Source organism: Nocardiopsis gilva YIM 90087 (genome assembly GCF_002263495.1).
GTDB classification, from domain to species: domain Bacteria; phylum Actinomycetota; class Actinomycetes; order Streptosporangiales; family Streptosporangiaceae; genus Nocardiopsis_C; species Nocardiopsis_C gilva.
Window position 1 is genome coordinate 1,682,537 of the sequence record NZ_CP022753.1, and the last position, 17,523, is coordinate 1,700,059.

The 17,523-nt window shown below is 70.8% G+C and carries 17 protein-coding genes; 12 read left to right on the forward strand and 5 right to left on the reverse strand.

The features are described 5' to 3' along the window. Positions 1 to 703 precede the first annotated feature (703 nt). Both CDO52_RS07885 and nudC read left to right on the forward strand, forming a co-directional pair. Positions 704 to 2,086, forward strand: a complete 1,383-nt coding sequence (locus CDO52_RS07885) for a dipeptidase (RefSeq protein WP_017620157.1) — start codon at positions 704 to 706, stop codon at positions 2,084 to 2,086. A gap of 96 nt (positions 2,087 to 2,182) precedes the next feature. Next, positions 2,183 to 3,145 carry an NAD(+) diphosphatase gene (gene nudC / locus CDO52_RS07890; protein ID WP_026126075.1) on the forward strand — a complete coding sequence of 321 codons (963 nt, stop codon included), beginning with the start codon at positions 2,183 to 2,185 and terminating at the stop codon, positions 3,143 to 3,145. 81 nt (positions 3,146 to 3,226) lie between these two features. Here the strand turns inward: nudC and CDO52_RS07895 are convergent, their stop codons facing one another. Then, positions 3,227 to 3,697, reverse strand: a complete 471-nt coding sequence (locus CDO52_RS07895; protein ID WP_094932288.1) for an ANTAR domain-containing protein — start codon at positions 3,695 to 3,697, stop codon at positions 3,227 to 3,229. 70 nt (positions 3,698 to 3,767) lie between these two features. Further along, on the reverse strand, positions 3,768 to 4,028 hold the full coding sequence (locus CDO52_RS07900; RefSeq protein WP_017620160.1) for a mycoredoxin: 261 nt from the start codon (positions 4,026 to 4,028) through the stop codon (positions 3,768 to 3,770). 449 nt (positions 4,029 to 4,477) lie between these two features. Between CDO52_RS07900 and CDO52_RS07905 the strand changes: the two genes are divergently transcribed. The 6 genes from CDO52_RS07905 to CDO52_RS07930 all read left to right on the forward strand — a co-directional run bounded on the left by CDO52_RS07905 (position 4,478) and on the right by CDO52_RS07930 (position 10,524). Beyond that, entirely contained in the window at positions 4,478 to 6,688 is a 2,211-nt protein-coding gene (locus CDO52_RS07905) for an ATP-dependent DNA helicase UvrD2 (RefSeq protein ID WP_026126076.1), read from the forward strand. A 4-nt stretch (positions 6,689 to 6,692) separates the two neighbouring features. Continuing rightward, positions 6,693 to 7,613, forward strand: coding sequence for an acyl-CoA thioesterase II (tesB, locus tag CDO52_RS07910; RefSeq protein WP_017620162.1), 921 nt, complete (start codon positions 6,693 to 6,695; stop codon positions 7,611 to 7,613). A 241-nt stretch (positions 7,614 to 7,854) separates the two neighbouring features. Beyond that, the gene (locus CDO52_RS07915; RefSeq protein WP_017620163.1) at positions 7,855 to 8,151 is read left to right on the forward strand and encodes a hypothetical protein; all 297 of its coding nucleotides are present in this window, start codon (positions 7,855 to 7,857) and stop codon (positions 8,149 to 8,151) included. A 202-nt stretch (positions 8,152 to 8,353) separates the two neighbouring features. After that, entirely contained in the window at positions 8,354 to 8,632 is a 279-nt protein-coding gene (locus CDO52_RS07920) for a WhiB family transcriptional regulator (RefSeq protein ID WP_017620164.1), read from the forward strand. Between the two features lie 605 nt (positions 8,633 to 9,237). Beyond that, positions 9,238 to 9,798 (forward strand): M48 metallopeptidase family protein, encoded by a 561-nt coding sequence (locus tag CDO52_RS07925; RefSeq protein ID WP_193373692.1) that lies wholly within the window; start codon positions 9,238 to 9,240, stop codon positions 9,796 to 9,798. A 102-nt stretch (positions 9,799 to 9,900) separates the two neighbouring features. After that, a complete protein-coding gene (locus CDO52_RS07930) occupies positions 9,901 to 10,524 on the forward strand; it encodes a DUF2064 domain-containing protein (protein WP_232524484.1) in 624 nt (207 codons plus the stop codon). Positions 10,525 to 11,281: 757 nt separating this feature from the next. Here the strand turns inward: CDO52_RS07930 and CDO52_RS07935 are convergent. After that, complete coding sequence (locus tag CDO52_RS07935; RefSeq protein WP_232524412.1) at positions 11,282 to 11,851, reverse strand: NUDIX hydrolase; 570 nt, start codon at positions 11,849 to 11,851, stop codon at positions 11,282 to 11,284. Continuing rightward, a complete protein-coding gene (locus CDO52_RS07940; protein WP_026126077.1) occupies positions 11,848 to 13,272 on the reverse strand; it encodes a zinc-dependent metalloprotease in 1,425 nt (474 codons plus the stop codon). Before CDO52_RS07940 ends, CDO52_RS07935 begins: the two co-directional genes overlap by 4 nt. An 88-nt stretch (positions 13,273 to 13,360) precedes the next feature. Between CDO52_RS07940 and CDO52_RS07945 the strand changes: the two genes are divergently transcribed. The 4 genes from CDO52_RS07945 (at position 13,361) to CDO52_RS07960 (ending at position 16,784) form a co-directional block, all read left to right on the forward strand. Next, positions 13,361 to 14,485, forward strand: coding sequence for an NAD-dependent epimerase/dehydratase family protein (locus CDO52_RS07945; protein ID WP_017620169.1), 1,125 nt, complete (start codon positions 13,361 to 13,363; stop codon positions 14,483 to 14,485). 139 nt (positions 14,486 to 14,624) lie between these two features. Beyond that, on the forward strand, positions 14,625 to 15,062 hold the full coding sequence (locus CDO52_RS07950) for a molybdenum cofactor biosynthesis protein MoaE (RefSeq protein WP_017620170.1): 438 nt from the start codon (positions 14,625 to 14,627) through the stop codon (positions 15,060 to 15,062). A gap of 129 nt (positions 15,063 to 15,191) precedes the next feature. After that, on the forward strand, positions 15,192 to 16,253 hold the full coding sequence (locus CDO52_RS07955; RefSeq protein WP_017620171.1) for a YlbL family protein: 1,062 nt from the start codon (positions 15,192 to 15,194) through the stop codon (positions 16,251 to 16,253). Positions 16,254 to 16,424: 171 nt separating this feature from the next. Next, entirely contained in the window at positions 16,425 to 16,784 is a 360-nt protein-coding gene (locus tag CDO52_RS07960; RefSeq protein ID WP_152471761.1) for a hypothetical protein, read from the forward strand. A 146-nt stretch (positions 16,785 to 16,930) separates the two neighbouring features. On the opposite strand, the gene CDO52_RS07965 is transcribed toward CDO52_RS07960, so the two are convergent. Further along, complete coding sequence (locus CDO52_RS07965; protein ID WP_017620173.1) at positions 16,931 to 17,434, reverse strand: PPA1309 family protein; 504 nt, start codon at positions 17,432 to 17,434, stop codon at positions 16,931 to 16,933. Between the last annotated feature and the right edge of the window lie 89 nt (positions 17,435 to 17,523).

Sequence of the window (17,523 nt, forward strand, 5' to 3'; positions counted from 1 at the left end):
CGAGGTAGGGGGCCGGGCGAGGCGCACCGATCGCCTTGCACATCCGGAGTGATGACGGAAGGGGCACGGTGGCGGCCGTCGCCACGGCCGCTGGTTCCAGGAATGGACGTGACGGGGTTCACCCCGAGCAGGGTGCCGGGACGCTGCGGTGGACTCACGGCGACCTCCCCGGTCTGTGGGGAGCAAGAGCGTCGGTACATCGGGCGGACGCGGCCGAGGCCAGAAGCGCAGGCACAGGGCAGTGCGGGCCGCTGTGTCCCCGGACCGCGACGTCGCGGTCATCGGTCGGCGCCGTGATCACGATCGCGTGGTCCCGGGCCATCGTCAGGGGGCGGATCCGGGGCCGTGTGATCCGGGCCCGCCCGCGCTGCCGGACACAGTCGTGATTCCGATCGTTGTCACGTGCTCCCGTCGGGCGCTTGTGGCTCCTGGCATTGCCGCCGCCTCACGCTGAAGCATTGGGAACCGATCCTTCGCCTCCCACGCGATGTTCTTCCCATGGATACGCCGCCGGAATATCTGGGCACGCGAGACGCGGGGCATCGCGCGGTGCTATCCGCCGGGGCTTGCTCGACCACGCCGTGCCGTCGGCTGATACGGCTGCGGGCTACCGCGGAGTGGACACGGCGTGCGCGGAGGCGCGGGAGCGGGTCTAGGCTCGATAGGGCCCCATCGGTTTCGTGGAAGGAAAGCGGCCCGGCACATGGATGCGCGCACCTACATCGCAGAAAACCGCGACGAGTTCGTCGCCGCGCTCAAGGAATGGCTGGCCATTCCCTCCATATCGGCCGCGCCGGACCATCACGCCGACGTCCACCGCTCCGCCCGGTGGCTGACGGAGCACCTGACCGCCACCGGTTTTCCGACCGTGGAGATCTGGGAGACCGGGGGCCTTCCGGCGGTTTTCGCGGAGTGGCCCGCCGCCGACCCGCAGGCACCGACCGTGGTCATCTACGGCCACCATGACGTCCAGCCCGTCGACCCGGTCGAGGCGTGGCGCACCGAGCCGTTCGCGCCGGTCGAAGAGGGCGACCGGCTCATCGGGCGCGGTGCGTCCGACGACAAGGGCCAGGTGCTCTTCCACACCCTGGGCCTGCGTGCCGGGATGGCCGCCTCCGGCGCGACCGCCCCGCCCGTCACCGTCAAGCTGCTCGTCGAGGGCGAGGAGGAGAGCGGCTCCCCGCACTTCGCCGAGCTGCTCAGAAAGCACCGGGACCGGCTCGCCTGCGACATCGTCGTCATCTCCGACACCACGATGTGGGCGGCCGACACCCCCTCGATGTGCGTCGGCATGCGCGGCATGACCGACTGCGAGATCAGCCTGCACGGCCCCGAGGTCGACCTGCACAGCGGGTCGTTCGGCGGTGCCGTCCCCAACCCGCTGCAGGCGATGGCCGACCTGCTCTCCGGCCTGCATGACGCCGACGGCCGCATCACCGTCCCCGGCTTCTACGACGACGTCGTGGAGATCAGCGCGGAGGAGCGCGAGCTCATCGCCCGGCTGCCGTTCGACGAGGCCGAGTGGCTGCGCACCGCGAGCAGTACCGCCACGGCCGGGGAAGCCGGATACAGCACGCTGGAGCGTATCTGGGTGCGGCCGACAGCCGAGATCAACGGCATGTGGGGCGGCCACACCGGCGCCGGATCCAAGACCATCGTGCCGCGCTCGGCGCACGCCAAGGTGAGTTTCCGGCTCGTCCCGGGCCAGGAACCGCTCCGCGTCCAGGAGGACGTCCACGCGTACGTCGAAGCGCACACCCCGCCCGGCCTGAGCGCTGAAGTCCGGTTCGCCGGTCCCGGCGTCCGCGCCTGCGCGTCCGACATCCACTCGACCGCGGTGCGCGCCGCCCGCAACGCGATGAGCACGGCCTTCGGCACCGAGGTGCTGTTCACCCGCGAGGGCGGCAGCGGGCCCGAGGCCGACATCGCCGACATCCTCGACGCCCCGCTGGTCTTCGTGGCGGTCGGGCTGGACGACGACCGGATCCACGCGCCCAACGAGAAGGTCGAGGTCCCGCTCCTCCTCAAGGGCGCCGAGAGCGTCGCCTACCTGTGGGATGAACTGGGAAGAAGCACGACCACATAGTTCGCGCACCGCCGGCAGGGCGGCGGCCCGGTCGCCGCCCGCCCTGATCGGCCGCTGCCCCCGTTTCTCCCGCTCGGCCCCTGTGAAAGGTCTCCCATGCACGGATCATCGAAGACACCCGCGCTCTCCCGGGGCACCGTCGATATGGCGGCGCACCGGCGGAACGATGACGCCTGGCTGGACAAGGCCTGGGCCGACCCGGCCACGCGGGTCCTGGTCCTGGAGGCGGGGGAGCCGGGTTCCTACGGGTGGCGGGCGCTCTCGGGGCGCCAGTCCCGGCTGCTGGTCGAGACCGTCGACGACCAGCCGCGCCTGGTCTTCGTCTCCCCGGCCGACGCCCCTGAGGGCGACCACTACCTGCTGGGCGTCGACAGTGACGGCCGCGCCTACTTCGCGTTGAGCGCCCGCGCCGAGAACGCCCTGCCGGAGGTCGAGGGGGCGTGGCGGGCCTCCCTGCGCGAGGTCGGGGCGCTGCTCGACGACCGCGACGCCGGACTCCTCACCCACGCCATCGCCCTGGTGAACTGGAACGGCACGCACCGCTTCTGCCCCGTCTGCGGCGCCGCGACGCGATCGGCGTCGTCCGGGCACGTGCGGATCTGCCAGGAGGACGGCACCGAGCAGTTCCCGCGTATGGACCCGGCCGTGATCATGCTGGTCCACCGGGAGGTCGACGGCGTCGAGCAGTGCCTGCTCGGGCACACGCCGAAGGCGCCGGACAAGTGGTACTCCACGCTGGCCGGGTTCGTGGAACCGGGGGAGTCGCTGGAGCAGGCCGTCGTCCGCGAGGTCGCGGAGGAAGCGGGCGTGGCCGTGACGGAGCCCCGCTACATGGCGTCGCAGCCGTGGCCCTTCCCGCGCAGCCTGATGCTGGGGTTCTTCGCGACGGCCGTCGGCGATGCGGAGCGCACCGACTTCGACGAACTCTCCGACCTGCGCTGGTTCAGCCGGGAGGAGCTGGGTGCGGCAGCGGAGAGCGGCGACGTGATCCTGCCCGGCGCGGTGTCGATCGCGCGTGTCCTGATCGAGGAGTGGTACGGCGGCGCACTGCCGGGCTAGAGGGATGTGAGGGGACCCGGCGCGACCGGCGCCCGACCGGCCCGCCGCCATCTCTCCGCGCGGCCCCCGCCGCCCCCGTGGCTAGGCGGACTCGCTGTCGGCGGCCCCCTTCGCCGCGAGCTCGGCGGGCAGGGGGATGAGCGGGTTGGTGCTGCTCTGCACCACCTCGCGGGCGAGGTCGGCGACCTTGCGGCCGCGCGACCGGGCGGCGGAGCGCAGCCGCTCGAAGGCCTGGCGCGGCGCCACCTGGTGGCGTTCCGACAGCACCCCGATCGCCTGCTCGACGACCACCCGCGTGTGCAGCGCGTGCTGGAGCTGCGCCACCGTCAGGCGCAGCCGCTCGACCTCCGAGCCGTTCTCGACGGCCCGCGGGGGAGCGGTGCCCGCGGACACCGCCCCGCCCGCTTCGGCCACCAGGAGATCGGCGAGGACCATCGCGTTGAGCAGGTCGGGAAGTTCCTCGCCATCGTGAACCCGCCATCCCGTCGGGGTCCGCTGGATCAGTGCGGCGGACTCCCCACTCTGGACTGTGCTGTGAGGCTTCACGTACATTCCCCCAGTTCTCTCTCCTGGCCCGGGGTGTCGGGCCGTCCCCCGGTCGTGCCGGACGACGGTCGGACACCTACGACCGCGCCGCCAGCTTTTCCTTCACCTGCGCGAGCGACGGATTCGTCAGGGCGGTCCCGTCGGCGAACAGGAGCGTCGGCACCGTCTGGTTGCCGCCGTTCACCTTCATCACATACTCGGCCGCGGCCGGGTCCTGCTCGATGTTCACCTCGTCGAGCGCGATCCCCTCACGCCCGAGCTGGCTCTTCAACCGCTTGCAGAATCCACACCAGGGGGTGCTGTACATCGTGATCTGAGCGGTGGTCGAGCTGGTCATAGGGAGGTCTCCTTTTTCCAAGTGAATGGGAACACCGCCTACTACCAACACCGGACACCCCGTTGAGCTTCCCCCGGTATTCGGATGTCAGCTGGTGGGACGCTTCCCGGGAGGCGGAGGTTCCCGGAAAGTGTTCCACCCGCTGGGACTAATGGAGTGTGCCAGGTTCAGGTGACAACTCGTCCACAACCGCGTCCGCTGAGACGTGATCCGTCACCCACAGCCCAGCGGTACGTGGTGGGACGGCCCCCGGCACTCCCCCATACTGTGATAGGCGCGTCGCTGCCCGAGACCTGAGAGACTGGCCCGCGTGGATGAGGCCGGCACGGACGAGCGTGGCCGATGAGATCGCGACGTGCCGCAGGGTCGTGCGGTGTGCCGTGTGGCCGGAGTCGACGAGAGGTTCGCCTACTCCCCGCCCGCCGCGGGGATGTCCCGGGAGCGGATGCATGAATCCTGATCGCATGCTGGAAGGGCTCGACCCCGAACAGCTGGAGGCCGCGCGCGCCCTGCGCGGCCCGGTGTGCATCCTGGCGGGCGCCGGTACGGGGAAGACCCGCGCGATCACGCACCGCATCGCCCACGCGGTCGCCAGCGGCGTGGCCACCGAGCAGCAGATCCTCGCGGTGACCTTCACCACCCGCGCCGCCGGTGAGATGCGCGGACGGCTGCGCGCCCTGGGCGCACCACGGGTGCAGGCCCGCACGTTCCACGCCGCCGCGCTGCGCCAGCTCTCCTTTTTCTGGCCCGATGCCATCGGCGGACCGAAACCCACGCTGATCAACAGCAAGATCCAGGTGGTCGCGCACGCCGCCCGCTCCTGTGGCCTGCAGCTCGACGGCACGGGCATGCGCGACCTCGCCAGCGAGATCGAATGGGCCAAGGTCACCCAGGTCCGCCCCACCGACTACGAGAAGGCCGTCGTCAAGGCCGGGCGCACCGCCCCCATGGCGGCCCACGACGTCTCCCGCGCCTACGAGGAGTACGAGGAGCTGCGCCGCGACCGCAACCTGCTCGACTTCGAGTCGATGCTGGAGCTCACCGCGGCGATGCTCACCGAGTACCCGAAGATCGGCGCGCGCGTCCGCGACCAGTACCGCTACTTCGTGGTCGACGAGTTCCAGGACGTCAACCCGCTGCAGAAGCTGCTGCTGGACGCCTGGCTGGGCGAACGCGACGACCTGTGCGTCGTCGGAGACCCCAACCAGACCATCTACTCCTTCGCCGGGGCCACGCCCAACTACCTCACCCGCTTCTCCGCCGCCTACCCGCACGCCACGGTGGTGCGGCTGGTCCGCGACTACCGGTCCAGCCCGCAGGTGGTCCGGGTGGCCAACGGTGCCCTGAAGCACGCGCGCGGTGCGGCGGCCGAGCACAAGCTGGAGCTGGTCGCGCAGCGCCCCGACGGCCCGGACCCCACCTACACCGAGTACGACGACGAGCCGGCCGAGGCCACCTCGGTGGCGCGCAAGATCGCGGTGCTGATCGAGTCCGGAACGCCGGCCCGCGAGATCGCGGTGCTGTTCCGCACCAACTCCCAGTCGGCCGCCTACGAGCAGGCGCTCGCCGACGCCGGGGTTCCGTTCACCGTGCGCGGCGGCACCCGCTTCTTCGAGCAGCCGGTGATCAAGCAGGCCGTGCACACGCTGCGCGGCGCCCGCCAGGGTGCCGACGACGAGCCGCTGATCAGCACGGTCCGGCATATCCTCACCCCGCTCGGGCTCACCGACACCGCGCCCGAGGGCCGCCAGGCCCGCGAACGCTGGGAGTCGCTGGCGGCGCTGGCGCAACTCGCCGAGGATGTGGCGGCGGAAAAGCCGCGACGCGACGGCGATCGAGCGAGCGGAGGCGTCGATGCCGATGGCCGGAGGCCGACTCGCGTCGGCGGTGGAGCGAGTGAGGAGCCGGAGCGCGCAGGCAAGCAGAGGGTCGGGATGGCGGAGTTCGTCGCCGAGCTCGACGCCCGTGTGGCCACCGAGCACGCCCCGGAGTTCGAGGGCGTCACCCTGGCCTCGCTGCACTCGGCCAAGGGCCTGGAGTGGGACGCCGTCTTCCTCGTCGGGCTGACCGAGGGCATGCTCCCCATCGTCTACGCCGAGTCCTCCGAGCAGGTCGAGGAGGAGCGGCGACTCTTCTACGTCGGCGTCACCCGGGCCCGCGAGTACCTCGCGCTGTCGTGGGCGCTGGCGCGCTCGCCCGGCGGGCGCAAGAGCCGCAAGCCCTCGCGGTTCCTCGACGGCCTGCGCCCGGCCTCGCCCAGCCTCGCCAGCAGCCGGGCCGAGCGCCGCAAGCAGCCCAAGGTCGTGCAGTGCCGCATCTGCGGGAACACCCTCATCGAGGCAGCCGAGCGCAAACTCTCCCGCTGCCTGGACTGCCCGGCCGACTACGACGAGGAGCTGCTGGAGCGGCTCAAGGCGTGGCGCCGCGAGACCGCCCAGGAGCAGAAGGTCCCGCCCTACGTCATCTTCACCGACGCCACGCTGCAGGCGGTGGCCGAACAGGTACCGAGCGGCGTCTCCCAGCTGTCGCGCATATCCGGTGTCGGGGCCGTGAAGCTCGAACGGTACGGTTCGGCGGTACTGGCGCTCTGCGCGGGCGAGGAGCCCACCGCGGCCGTATCGGCGGCGGGCCAGACGGATGGGGAGGACGAGGGGGAGTAGTCGGATGGGTGAGGAACGGCACGCCACGGCCACGCCGGACGACGAGCGGGGCGGCCAGACGCTCGACGCCCTGCTGAACATCCTCGACCTGGAGCGCATCGAGGAGAACATCTTCCGCGGGAACAGCCCCGACGAAGGGCCGCAGCGTGTCTTCGGCGGACAGGTCGCGGGGCAGGCCCTGGTCGCGGCCGGGCGTACGGTCCAGGCCGACCGGCACGTGCACTCCCTGCACGCCTACTTCATCCGCCCTGGCGATCCCGCGGTGCCGATCGTCTACGAGGTCGACCGGGTGCGCGACGGCCGTTCCTTCACCACCCGCCGGGTCGTCGCGATCCAGCACGGCAAGCCGATCTTCACCCTGTCGGCCTCGTTCCACCTGGTCGAGCCGGGACTGGAACACCAGGCCGAGATGCCCGCCGTCCCCGGCCCCGACGCTCTGCCCACCATGCGCGAGCGGCTGCGCACGGCCTTCGGCAAGGTGCCCCGGTTCGCCGGGTGGCACCCCATCGAGCTGCGGCCGGTCGGGCCGCTGTCCTGGGAGGTCGAGCGCGACCCGTCGCTGCGGACCCTCGATAACCCCGTGTGGCTGCGCGTCGAGGGCAAGCTGCCCGACGACCCGCTCCTGCACGTCTGCCTGATGACCTACGCGTCCGACACCACGCTGCTCGACACCGTCCTGCTCCGGCACGGCCGGTCCGACCGCGGCGTCTTCATGGCCAGCCTGGACCACGCCATGTGGTTCCACCGTCCGTTCCGCGCCGACGAGTGGCTGCTCTACGCCCAGGAGACCCCGACCGCCGTCGGCGCCCGTGGTCTGGCCCGGGGACTGGTCTTCACGCGGGAGGGCGAGCTGGTGTGCAGCGTCGTCCAAGAGGGGCTGGTCCGCGTTCCCGAACCGGAGCCCGAGCCGACCGCGTCTCGTTAGGTCGCGGATGGGGCGGAACCGAGGGCGTGGCGTCGCGCACGTTCGTGTCGCCGAAATAGGGCGGCAAACCCCGAGAACCCCCGGAAAATTCCCGATAAGTTCCGGCCAGGTTCGGCCAACATCGCAGGTCAAAAATAGGTTGCCGGTTCTGATCGCCAACCCCTAAGGTTTAATCCATCGACGAAGGCAATGGCCCGGGAGAGATCCCGTCGGCCCGACCGTGAAGGAGGTGTCCCATCTAATGAACATGCAGAGTCTGCAGTTCGGCCTGAGCGTGAGCTTCGGCCCGATCAGTGCTGTCGGGGGCACCGCCATGCACGGCGATGTCGCATTCCAGGAACTCCGTTCGATCGAAGGCCGGACCGCCACGGTCCTGATGCCTCAGACGCAACGAGTGTTCCAGCCGGGTCCGGGGGAGAGCTATGCCCTCTCGGTCAACGGCAAGGATCGCCGCCACGTCGAACTCGCTTCCGCAGCAGAAACCACCCCGCGCCCCAAGGGCGCTGTGGGGGAGTGTCCACGGAGAACACCGGTCTAACACACCAGGCCGGGTGATTCCTCCCGTGGCCGCGGACCCCACATAAGGGGCCGCGGCCGTTTCGCTTCACCGCATCGACGGTCTCCCCGCCAGGAGAGAACCGTCTCGCGGCGTTGCACGCAGTCTTGGCCCCGCCCTCCGGAAGAAATTCCGGACGCAGATGTCGCCAACCGCGTTCAACACGAAATCAGGGAGGACACCGATGCTCGCGTCGGTCCTGGAGACTCCGTGGCTCGGCGAGGCCGAGGTTCCGTGTCGTTGGGAGCCTGACCTTTTCTTCGCCGAGGCCCCGGCGGATGTGGAAGCCGCCAAGGCGGTCTGCCAGTCCTGCCCCGTTCGGGAGCAGTGCCTGGCCGACGCCCTGGAGCGGCGGGAGCCGTGGGGTGTGTGGGGTGGCGAGCTCTTCGTCGCCGGCAAGACCGTCGCGCGCAAGCGTCCGCGCGGCCGTCCCCGGAAGAACCCCCAGCCGGTCGCGGCCTGATCCGCGCCCGCACCCCTCGGCCTACCGGTCGCGCCCGGCCGGGTCCACGGTCCGCATCACTACTTCGCGGTGCGAAAACCGCACCACACCAGAACAGGAAACCCAGCATGCTGTACGAACTCGTCCAATTGCAGAAGACGGTCGATGAGAGGACGCACGACCGCCAGCGCAACCGCCTCCAGGCACGCCAACTCCGGGCCCAGCTGCGGGAGCGTGCGCGTGCGGAACGAGCGCTCATAGAAATACGGTGGTCGCGCCTGTGTTGACGGCACAGGTCCGCTGAACGGGGCGCTGAGCACGGCACTTATGGCACGCGGTAGCGCGTGCCGGCGAGGGGCCGATGACCCGCTGGGTCATCGGCCCCGTTCCGTTGCGGTGGCTGACCGACGCGCTACCACGCCACGTCGCGGTTGTGGCACATGGCCGCCAAGATGGCCGGATGTGGCCACGGCGCGGAGCGTGTCGAACGCCGCCGCGGGCGGGAAGGATGCCGGTGATCGCGGAGGGGATCCGCGCCCGGTGTTGCGCGGGGTGGCCGAGGTGAACCGCAAAAAAGCCGCAACATCGGTCTGTGGTGTTCGTCAACTCTGAGCTAACGTGATTTTGTGCCTTCGAACACGAAGATCGAGGTACGTCGAAGTCCTCGCCGTCAGCGGACCGTGTCCGCCTACCGCGATGGGGACAAGACGATCGTCCTCGTTCCCGCATCGTTCTCCAGCGCTGAGGAGCAGCGCTGGGTCGATCGCATGCTGGAGCGACTGGAGGCGCGGGAGGAGCGCCGCCGCCCCGACGATGAAGCCCTGCAGGCCAGAGCGTTCGAACTGGCTGAACGCTACCTCGAAGGGCTAGCCCAGCCCGTCAGCGTGCGGTGGGTCGACAACCAGCGCACCCGCTGGGGCTCCTGCACCCCCGACTCGGGGTCCATCCGCCTCTCGCGGCGGCTCTCCGGCATGCCGTCGTGGGTCGTCGACTACGTCCTCATGCACGAACTCGTGCACCTGATCATCCCGAACCACGGTCCGGAATTCTGGGATCTGGTCCGTCGCTATCCCAAGGCCGAACGTGCGCGCGGCTACCTGGAGGGTGTCAGCGCCGCCCCGCGCCTCGACGCCGGAGGCAGCGGCGAGGTCGAGGACGAAGAGGACGACATCCTGGAAGAGGAGTAGCGGAACCGCCACACGCTCCGCGGGTGACGTGGCATCCTCGTCGGGGAATCGATGTGGGATCGATCACGGTTTTCGCGACGGAGGAGGGCCCGCTCGGTGCGCATGGCGGCCGTACTCATCACGCCCGGCACAGGAACCGCACCACCGCCTGGAATCGACCCTGGGGCGTTCCAGTCCGTCCTCTCCGAAGACACCTATGACGTCGTCGCGGACCTCGAACAGTGCGCACCCGCCGTCGCGGCGTGGGCCGAGCGCCACGACGAAGCCGACCGCCTCGCCACCGCGGCCACCGACCTCACCTGGCCCGGCACCCCCGTCCTGCGCCTCACCGGCGGCGCCCCACTGTCACGCACCCTGGCCGCCCTGCATGATTACGGCGCCGACCAGGCTGCCGTGATCGCGGCCGACGCCCCGGACCTACCGAGGCTGCTGATCGGCAAACTCTTCCGCGCCCTCGGCAGCGCCGATGTCGCCGTCTGCCCCGCCGATGGCGGCGGCCTGGTCGCCCTCGCCACCCGCATCCCCGCCCCGGCCTGGGCCGACGGCGTCGACCTCGATACCCGTGATGCTCTCGCCCGCCTGAACGCTGCCCGCCCGGAACGCCGCGCCCTGTCCATGGTCCCCGGCTGGCACCGCATCCGCACCCCGGCCGACATCTCCCGCCTCGACCCCGGCCTGGAGGGATGGGAAGTCACCCGCTCCCTGCTGAGCACTGGGCGGCGGTAAGGGGTCGGCTGGGCGGCCTTGTCGGCGTTAGCCTGACCGGTGTTCTTGGGTGAAAAGCGGCAGCGACGGCGGTGGGGCCTGGGGCGCCGGTCCCCTGGCGGGTGCGGCGGGCCGGGCCAGCGGCAGCGGCCCGCACGGCCGGGCGCCTTCCCGGTGGAGCGGCGGGGCGGCAGCGACGGCGGGTGGGCGGTGGGGGTGCCCCGGTCGGCTCCCGGGTGGGGCGCGCAGACCGGAATGCGGATTGCGGGCTGCCGGGCGTCGGGTATGCCCGGTTTGCCCCACGTTTCCCGCGATGATCATGGGAATTCTTCCGATTTCCGGCCGGAAATCGGAAGAATTCCCATGATCATCGGTGAGAGGGCGCCTCTGCTCCCGCATAGCGGAAGTGCCCTCACGTGAAGCGGAGCAGTGGTATTCCGGCTGGTCCTGGGGGCGGCAACCGGCTCGGCCGGATCCGCGCTCCCACGCCTCCACGGCGCAGAGAGCGCTTTCCCCGCCCCGGGGCACCGTGCGCCCACCCGCCGGACGACCGGCGCCCCCAGGCCCCACCGCCGTCGCTGCCGCTTTTCACCCAAGAACACCGGTCAGGCTAACGCCGACAAGGCCGCCCAGCAGGCCTCCGCCCCCGCCTCCCGACCTGTCGGTGCCGCCCTCTCCGCTCCACGGGGAAGCTTTCCAGCGGTGCATGCCCCGACGTCGGCCCAGGCTCCACCACCCTGGAGACGCGGCGGGAGCAGTCCGAACCAGGCGACCGACGTCAGGCGGCCCGCCGGGCCGCCGCTGCTGCGGCGGTGACCAGGGCGCGAACGGCTGTGTCGGTGGGCTCCGGGATGGCGTCGACCGGGAACCAGGCGAGGCCGTCGGATTCCTCCGGGTCGCGGACCGGCTCGGAACCGGGTGGGGCGATGGCGGCGTACTGCACGTCCAGGTGCCAGGTGCCGCCGCCGCAGCCCACCCAGTGGCGGTCGAGGCGCACGGGGTCCGGAAGCAGCCGCAGGTCCGCGATGCCCGACTCCTCGGTGGCCTCACGCAGGGCCACTGCCGCCAATGCGGTGTCGGCGGGTTCGCAGTGGCCGCCGGTCTGCAGCCAGAGCCGGATCTTGCGGTGCAGGGTGAGCACGGTACGGCTGCCGTCCGGATCGACGATCGCGGCGCTCGCCGTCACGTGGCCAGGCTGGCAGGAGCGCCACACCCCGTCGGGATGACGGTCCAGGTGGTCGAGGTAGGTGCGGCGCAGCTCCTCCTGGGCGGCGTCGGGTGCGGTCCAGGACGTCAGGACCGCGCGGGCATCGGTGTGCAGGTCGCGGGTATCGGCGTCAACGCTCACCGACCGTCGTCCCCCTTGCTGTCCCCGTGGTCAGTGTCGGCCTCGCCGTCCGTGTCCTTGTCGTCCTTGGCCTCGCTGTCGGAGGCCTCGCCCTCCGCCGACTGCGCCTCGGTGAACTGGCTGATGTCGATGTCCGGAACGTCGATGTCGGACTCGCCGCGCACGAAGGCGTCCGGGTCGTCCAAGTCGGAGCTGGAGGGCATGAGGTCGGGGTGCGCCCAGACGGCGTCGCGCCCTTCGGTCCCGCGGGCCTCGCCCAGGGCTCTCCACAGCGCGGCGGCCTCGCGCACCCGGCGCGGGCGCATCTCCAGGCCGACAAGCGCGGCGAAGGTGTGCTCGGCCGGTCCGCCGGAGGCACGCCGACGGCGGGTGGCCTCGCCCAGGGACGCCGACTGCGGCAGCCGTTCGGTCACCGCGGCCTCGACCACGACCGAGACCCATCCCTCGATCAGAGCGAGGGCCGTCTCCAGCCGCGCGAGGGACGCCTTCTGCCGCGGAGTGTCCTCGGGCTGGAACAGCCCGCCGCCCTCCGCCCCGGACAGCACCTCCTGCAGTGCCTCGGGGTTGGAGATGTCGATGTGGCCGAGCTTCTCCTCCAGCCCGCTCATGTCGAAGGATATGCCGCGCGCATACTCCTCGACCAGGCTGAACACGTGCGAGCGCAGCCACGGCACATGGCTGAACAGGCGGTGGTGCGCGGCCTCGCGGGCGGCGAGGTACAGCCGCACCTCGTCCTGCGGGATCCCCAGCCCCTCGCCGAACGCGGTCACGCCCGACGGCAGCAGCGCGGCGTGGCCCTCACCCGCCAGCGGTACGCCGACGTCGGTGGAACCGACGACCTCGCTCGCCAGCTCGCCGATGGCCTGCCCGGCCTGCTGGCCGACGAGCATGCCGCCCATCTGCCGCACCATGCCCATGAAGGGACCGGCCACAGACTGCATCTCCTCCGGCAGGTTCTGCCCCATGGACTCGACGATGCGGGAGGTGAGCGGGTCGCACAGGCGCGCCCAGGTGTCCATGGTCCGCTCGATCCACTCCGACCGGCTCCACGCCTCCATCGTCTGCACACCCGAGGGCAGCGTGGTGGCCTCGTTGAGCCACAGGTCGGCCAGTTGCAGGGCCTCCTGTACGTGGGCGTTGTCGATCGGCCCGGTGCTGGCGTCGCCCTTGGCGGACACCGTGTGCCGGGCGATGTTCTTGGCGATGTCCCAGCTCACGCCGCCCTCACCAGTGGGCGAACCGGGCGACGGCTGGGCCGCCATCATGTCGGCGAACTGGCGTAGCATCTGGGCCATCTGCTGGGGATCACCGAACGGGAATCCCCCAGGCATGTTCGGAACCCCGCCTGGGCCGTTGTCTCCGGCCCCGGAACCGGAGTTACCCGATCGCCGACCCGACTCGTCATCCGGGTCGTTCGGCATGCTGAATCCAAAAGGTAGGTCGCTCACGATTAGACCTCAGGCAGGATAGGAATGTCTCCACTGTCACGTTAGCTGGGAGCCGCCTGGAGTGAGTACCCGAAACAGTCAGGTTCGCCCACAGCACACTCCCGGCGCCGGGGGGCCCGTCGTCGCGGTCACTGGGGCCGCGTCCGGCGTTGGACGCCTGCTCGTTGAACGACTGGCGCAGGCCCAGGATTCCGGAAACATCGGACGAGTCGTCGCGATCGACGCACACCGGGGCGACGCCGAAGGCGTCACCTGGCGTATCGCCGACGTGCGCACCCCGAGCCTGGCGAGTCGGCTGACCGGAGTCGATGTCGTCGTGCACGCGGACGATGACCGCTCCCTGGACACACCCGCCGCCGAGCGCCGAGCGAGCAACATCCGCGGCGCGCAGACCGTCCTCACGTCGGCCGCCGCCGAGCGTGTGCCCCGCGTCATCCTCCTCACCAGCACGATGGTCTACGGCGCCGCGCCGGACAACCCCGTCCCGATCCCTGAGGACGCGCCGCTCGTCGCGGAGCTGGGCGGCGGCCTCATCGGCGAGTTCGCCGAGATCGAGGACCTCGCGCGCCGCGCCCGCCGCGCTCACCCCGGGCTGTCGGTCAGCGTGGTGCGCCCGGCCCCCCTCGTCGGTCCCGAGCTCGACACCCTGGTCACGCGGCACTTCGCAGCGCCCCGGCTGCTCTCGGTCAAGGGGTGCGAGCAGCAGTGGCAGTTCTGCCACGTCGACGACCTGGCCGACGCGCTCGAGTTCATCGTGGTGCAGGGCCTGGACGGCAAGGACGGCGCGCTCGCGGTCGGCTGCGAGGGATCACTCGCACAGGCCGAGGCCCAGGAGATCGCCGAGCTGCGCCGCCTCGAGCTGCCCGCGAACTTCGCGTTCGGCACCACGCAGCGGCTGCACCGGGTCGGGGTCACCCCGGCGTCGGCGAGCGAGATCAAGTTCCTCGTCTACCCGTGCGTGGTCGACTGCGTGACCCTGCGTGAGGCCGGGTGGCGGCCGACCTACGACAACACCGAGGCGCTGCGGGTGCTGCTGGAGGCCCGGGCCGGTGAGCATGCCCTGGTCGGGCGGAAGGTCGGCCGCAAGGAGGCCACCATCACCGCGGCGGGTGCGGCGGGCGCCGCCGTGGCCGCCATCGGTACGGCGGCGGCCGTGCGGCACCTGCGCAAGCGCCGCAAGGGCTGAGGCGGGCCCGGAACGGCGGCGCCCGTCGGACGTCGCGGAGCGCACCGCGGTTGTGGGGCGCTCCAAGCGGCGGTGTCCGAGGTCATCGGGGTTTTGGACGTTCGCCCGACCGGGCGAACGCGTTGATAACGTCGACTCTGTGGATCACATCACTCTGGCAGGAATCCGTGAGACGCCCCTGTCCGTTGACGAGGTCATCGACGCCGTGGGCGAGCCTCGCGTCGGGGGGACCGCGTTCTTCATCGGCACGGTTCGCGACCACGACCACGGGCGCGACGTGTCGGCGCTGACGTATTCGGCGCATCCCAGCGCCGAGGCGGAGATGCGGCGCGTCATGGAGAAGGTCGTGGCCGACACGTCCGAGGACGGTCGGCCGGTGTGGAAGGTCGCCGCGCTGCACCGCGTCGGCGAGCTGCGCATCGGTGACATCGCGGTGGTCGTGGCGGCCGCCGCCGAGCACCGGGAGGAGGCGTTCGCCGCCTGCCGTCGGCTCATCGACGACATCAAGGCCGAGGTGCCCATTTGGAAGCACCAGGTGTTCAACGAGGGTGACGCCGAGTGGGTCGGGGCCTGCTGAGCACCGTGCGCGACAGGCGCCCGGTCCCACGCGGTTCTCGCGTGGCGTGACCGGGCGGCATGACACGATTCGAGGGCTCTGCGCCCAGGATGCGCCCCGATCCCCGGTGGTCCGTTTAGGCTGTGCAGCATGTTGCGTCGTGTCATCACCCTGTTCGTCGCCTTTGTCCTGCTGGTGGGCTTCGGCGTCGCGGGGATGTACCTCCCGGTCCCGTATCTCGTGGCCTCGCCCGGTATCACGCTGAACACCATCGGCGAGGACCAAGAGGGCGGCCCGGTCATCCGCATCGACGGGGAGGACAGCTACGAGCACGACGGCGGGCTGTCGATGGTCACCGTGCAGTACTCCGGCGGCCCCAGCTCGCGTATGGACCTGTTCACCGTGCTCAGCGCGTGGCTGTCGCCGAGCCAGGCGGTCCTTCCCGAGGAGGCGCTCTTCCCGCCGGACCGGACGGTCGAGGAGATCTCCAAGGCGCAGTCCGTGCAGATGAACGACTCGCAGACGAACGCCACCGCCGCCGCCCTCACCGAACTGGGCGTCGACTACGACACGCACGCCCTCGTCGCCGGGGTCGGCGAGGACATGCCGGCCGAGGGCGAGATCGCCAAGGGCGACATCATCACCGCCGTCGACGGCGAGCCGGTCGACGGCAAGGAGGAGGTCGTCGAGGAGGTCGGCGACCGCAAGCCCGGCGACGACGTCGACATCACCGTCGACCGCGACGGCAAGGCCGAGGAGTTCACGCTGACCACGGCCAAGGGCGACGACGGGACCCCCATCATCGGTGTCCTGGTCCGCAACGACATGGACTTCCCCGTGGATGTCGACATCAGCGTGGGCGACATCGGCGGTCCGAGCGCGGGGATGATGTTCTCCCTGGGCATCATGGACCGGCTCAGCGAGGAGAGCCTCACCGGCGGGCACAAGATCGCCGGGACCGGCACCATCAGCCCGGACGGCAGCGTTGGCGCTGTCAGCGGCGTGGAGCAGAAGATGGTCAGCGCCCAGCGCGAGGGCGCCGAGTACTTCTTCGTCGCCGAGGGCGCATGCTCGCAGACCTTCGACTCGGCGGCCACCGGCGATATCGAGGTGGTCAAGATCGACAAGCTCGGCGATGCGGTGGACGCCCTCAAGGCCATCCGCACCGGTGACGGGGCGGACGACCTGCCCCGCTGCGAGCCGAAGCAGTAGCGCCGCGGCGCTACTGTGCCGCACCGCCGCCCCCGAGGGCCGTGCGGGAGGACAGGGGCGGCAAAAACACAGTCAAGGTAGCTCCAATACGGCGGGAGGGCGGCGCACCCCTCCCGTAGAGTCGTCCCGTTCCGGTCTCCCTCTCCCTCTCGACCTTCCGGAGGTTTCCGCGTGCGTCGAACGTTTGCCGTCCTGTCCTTATTGGGCGGCATCGGTCTGCTGAGCGCGTGCGCTGTCGCCACGGACGAGACGCCCGACGGCGAAGAGGCGGTCACGCGCGCCGCCTTCGAACGCGACGGCAAGACCTGGCCGCTCAAAACCGACAGCGCCGAACTCCGCTGCTACGACGGCGAGGTCGTCACCGCGACCGTCGACGGCACGGAGTACCAGCTCAACAGCCAGGCACAGCGCGAGGGGTTCCCCAGCATCGAACCGATCTGGGCCGATGCCCAGGGATCCCCCTACGACCTCAAGGTCAACCTCGGCGAACTCATCGACGCCGGGATCGGGCTGTGCGCCACGCCCCAGTAACGCGGTGACGGGATGGCGACGACCCGACGTGGCAGGCCGGGGGCGCGGCCGCCGGCCCGGTGATCCCGGCCGCGCGGCGGACGTCCGGATCCTTCACCATCGCCGCCGCTCACCCTTCCCTCCGCCACACGCTGCCCGTTTCCCGGCTACTCCTCGCCGTCCTCCTCCAGCGTCAGCGCGAGCGCCGAGGTGAGCGCGGGCACCAGATCCTCCCCGTTGAGCACCTGATCCTCACTGTCGTGGCTGCGCATGCGCAGCGCCGAGTGCCGGCCGCCGTCCCGGAGCACCCCGGCGACCATCCGGATCTCCTCGGCCCCGTCCTGGGACTCGGCCCACTGGCCGGCGTCGCCGTCCTTCGGCGGCGCCAGCGTCTCGTCGGACCCCTTCACCACCAGCCGTTCCATCACCAGCGCGCACCCGGCCACCGCCCCGGGCCAGGCCATCCGGCCCAGGGCCTGTTCGAGGGGCAGCTCCTCGGGCAGCGGCTCCTGCTCGATCGGCGTCAGCGCCGACGGGTCCACCGGCGCGCTCACGCCCAGCATCCCGGCGAGCGCGGGCTCACGCTCCAGCAGGTCGGCCGTCGGAACCAGGGCATAGACCCGGACCGGTTGGTCCCACCCCTGGTCAGAGGCATGGCGTTCGAGATCCATCACGACTTCGCGAATATTGAAAGACACCCCTCCATGGTGGCCTATCCACAAGACCGAACCGGTGGATGAGCGAAAAAGCGGCAGCGCAG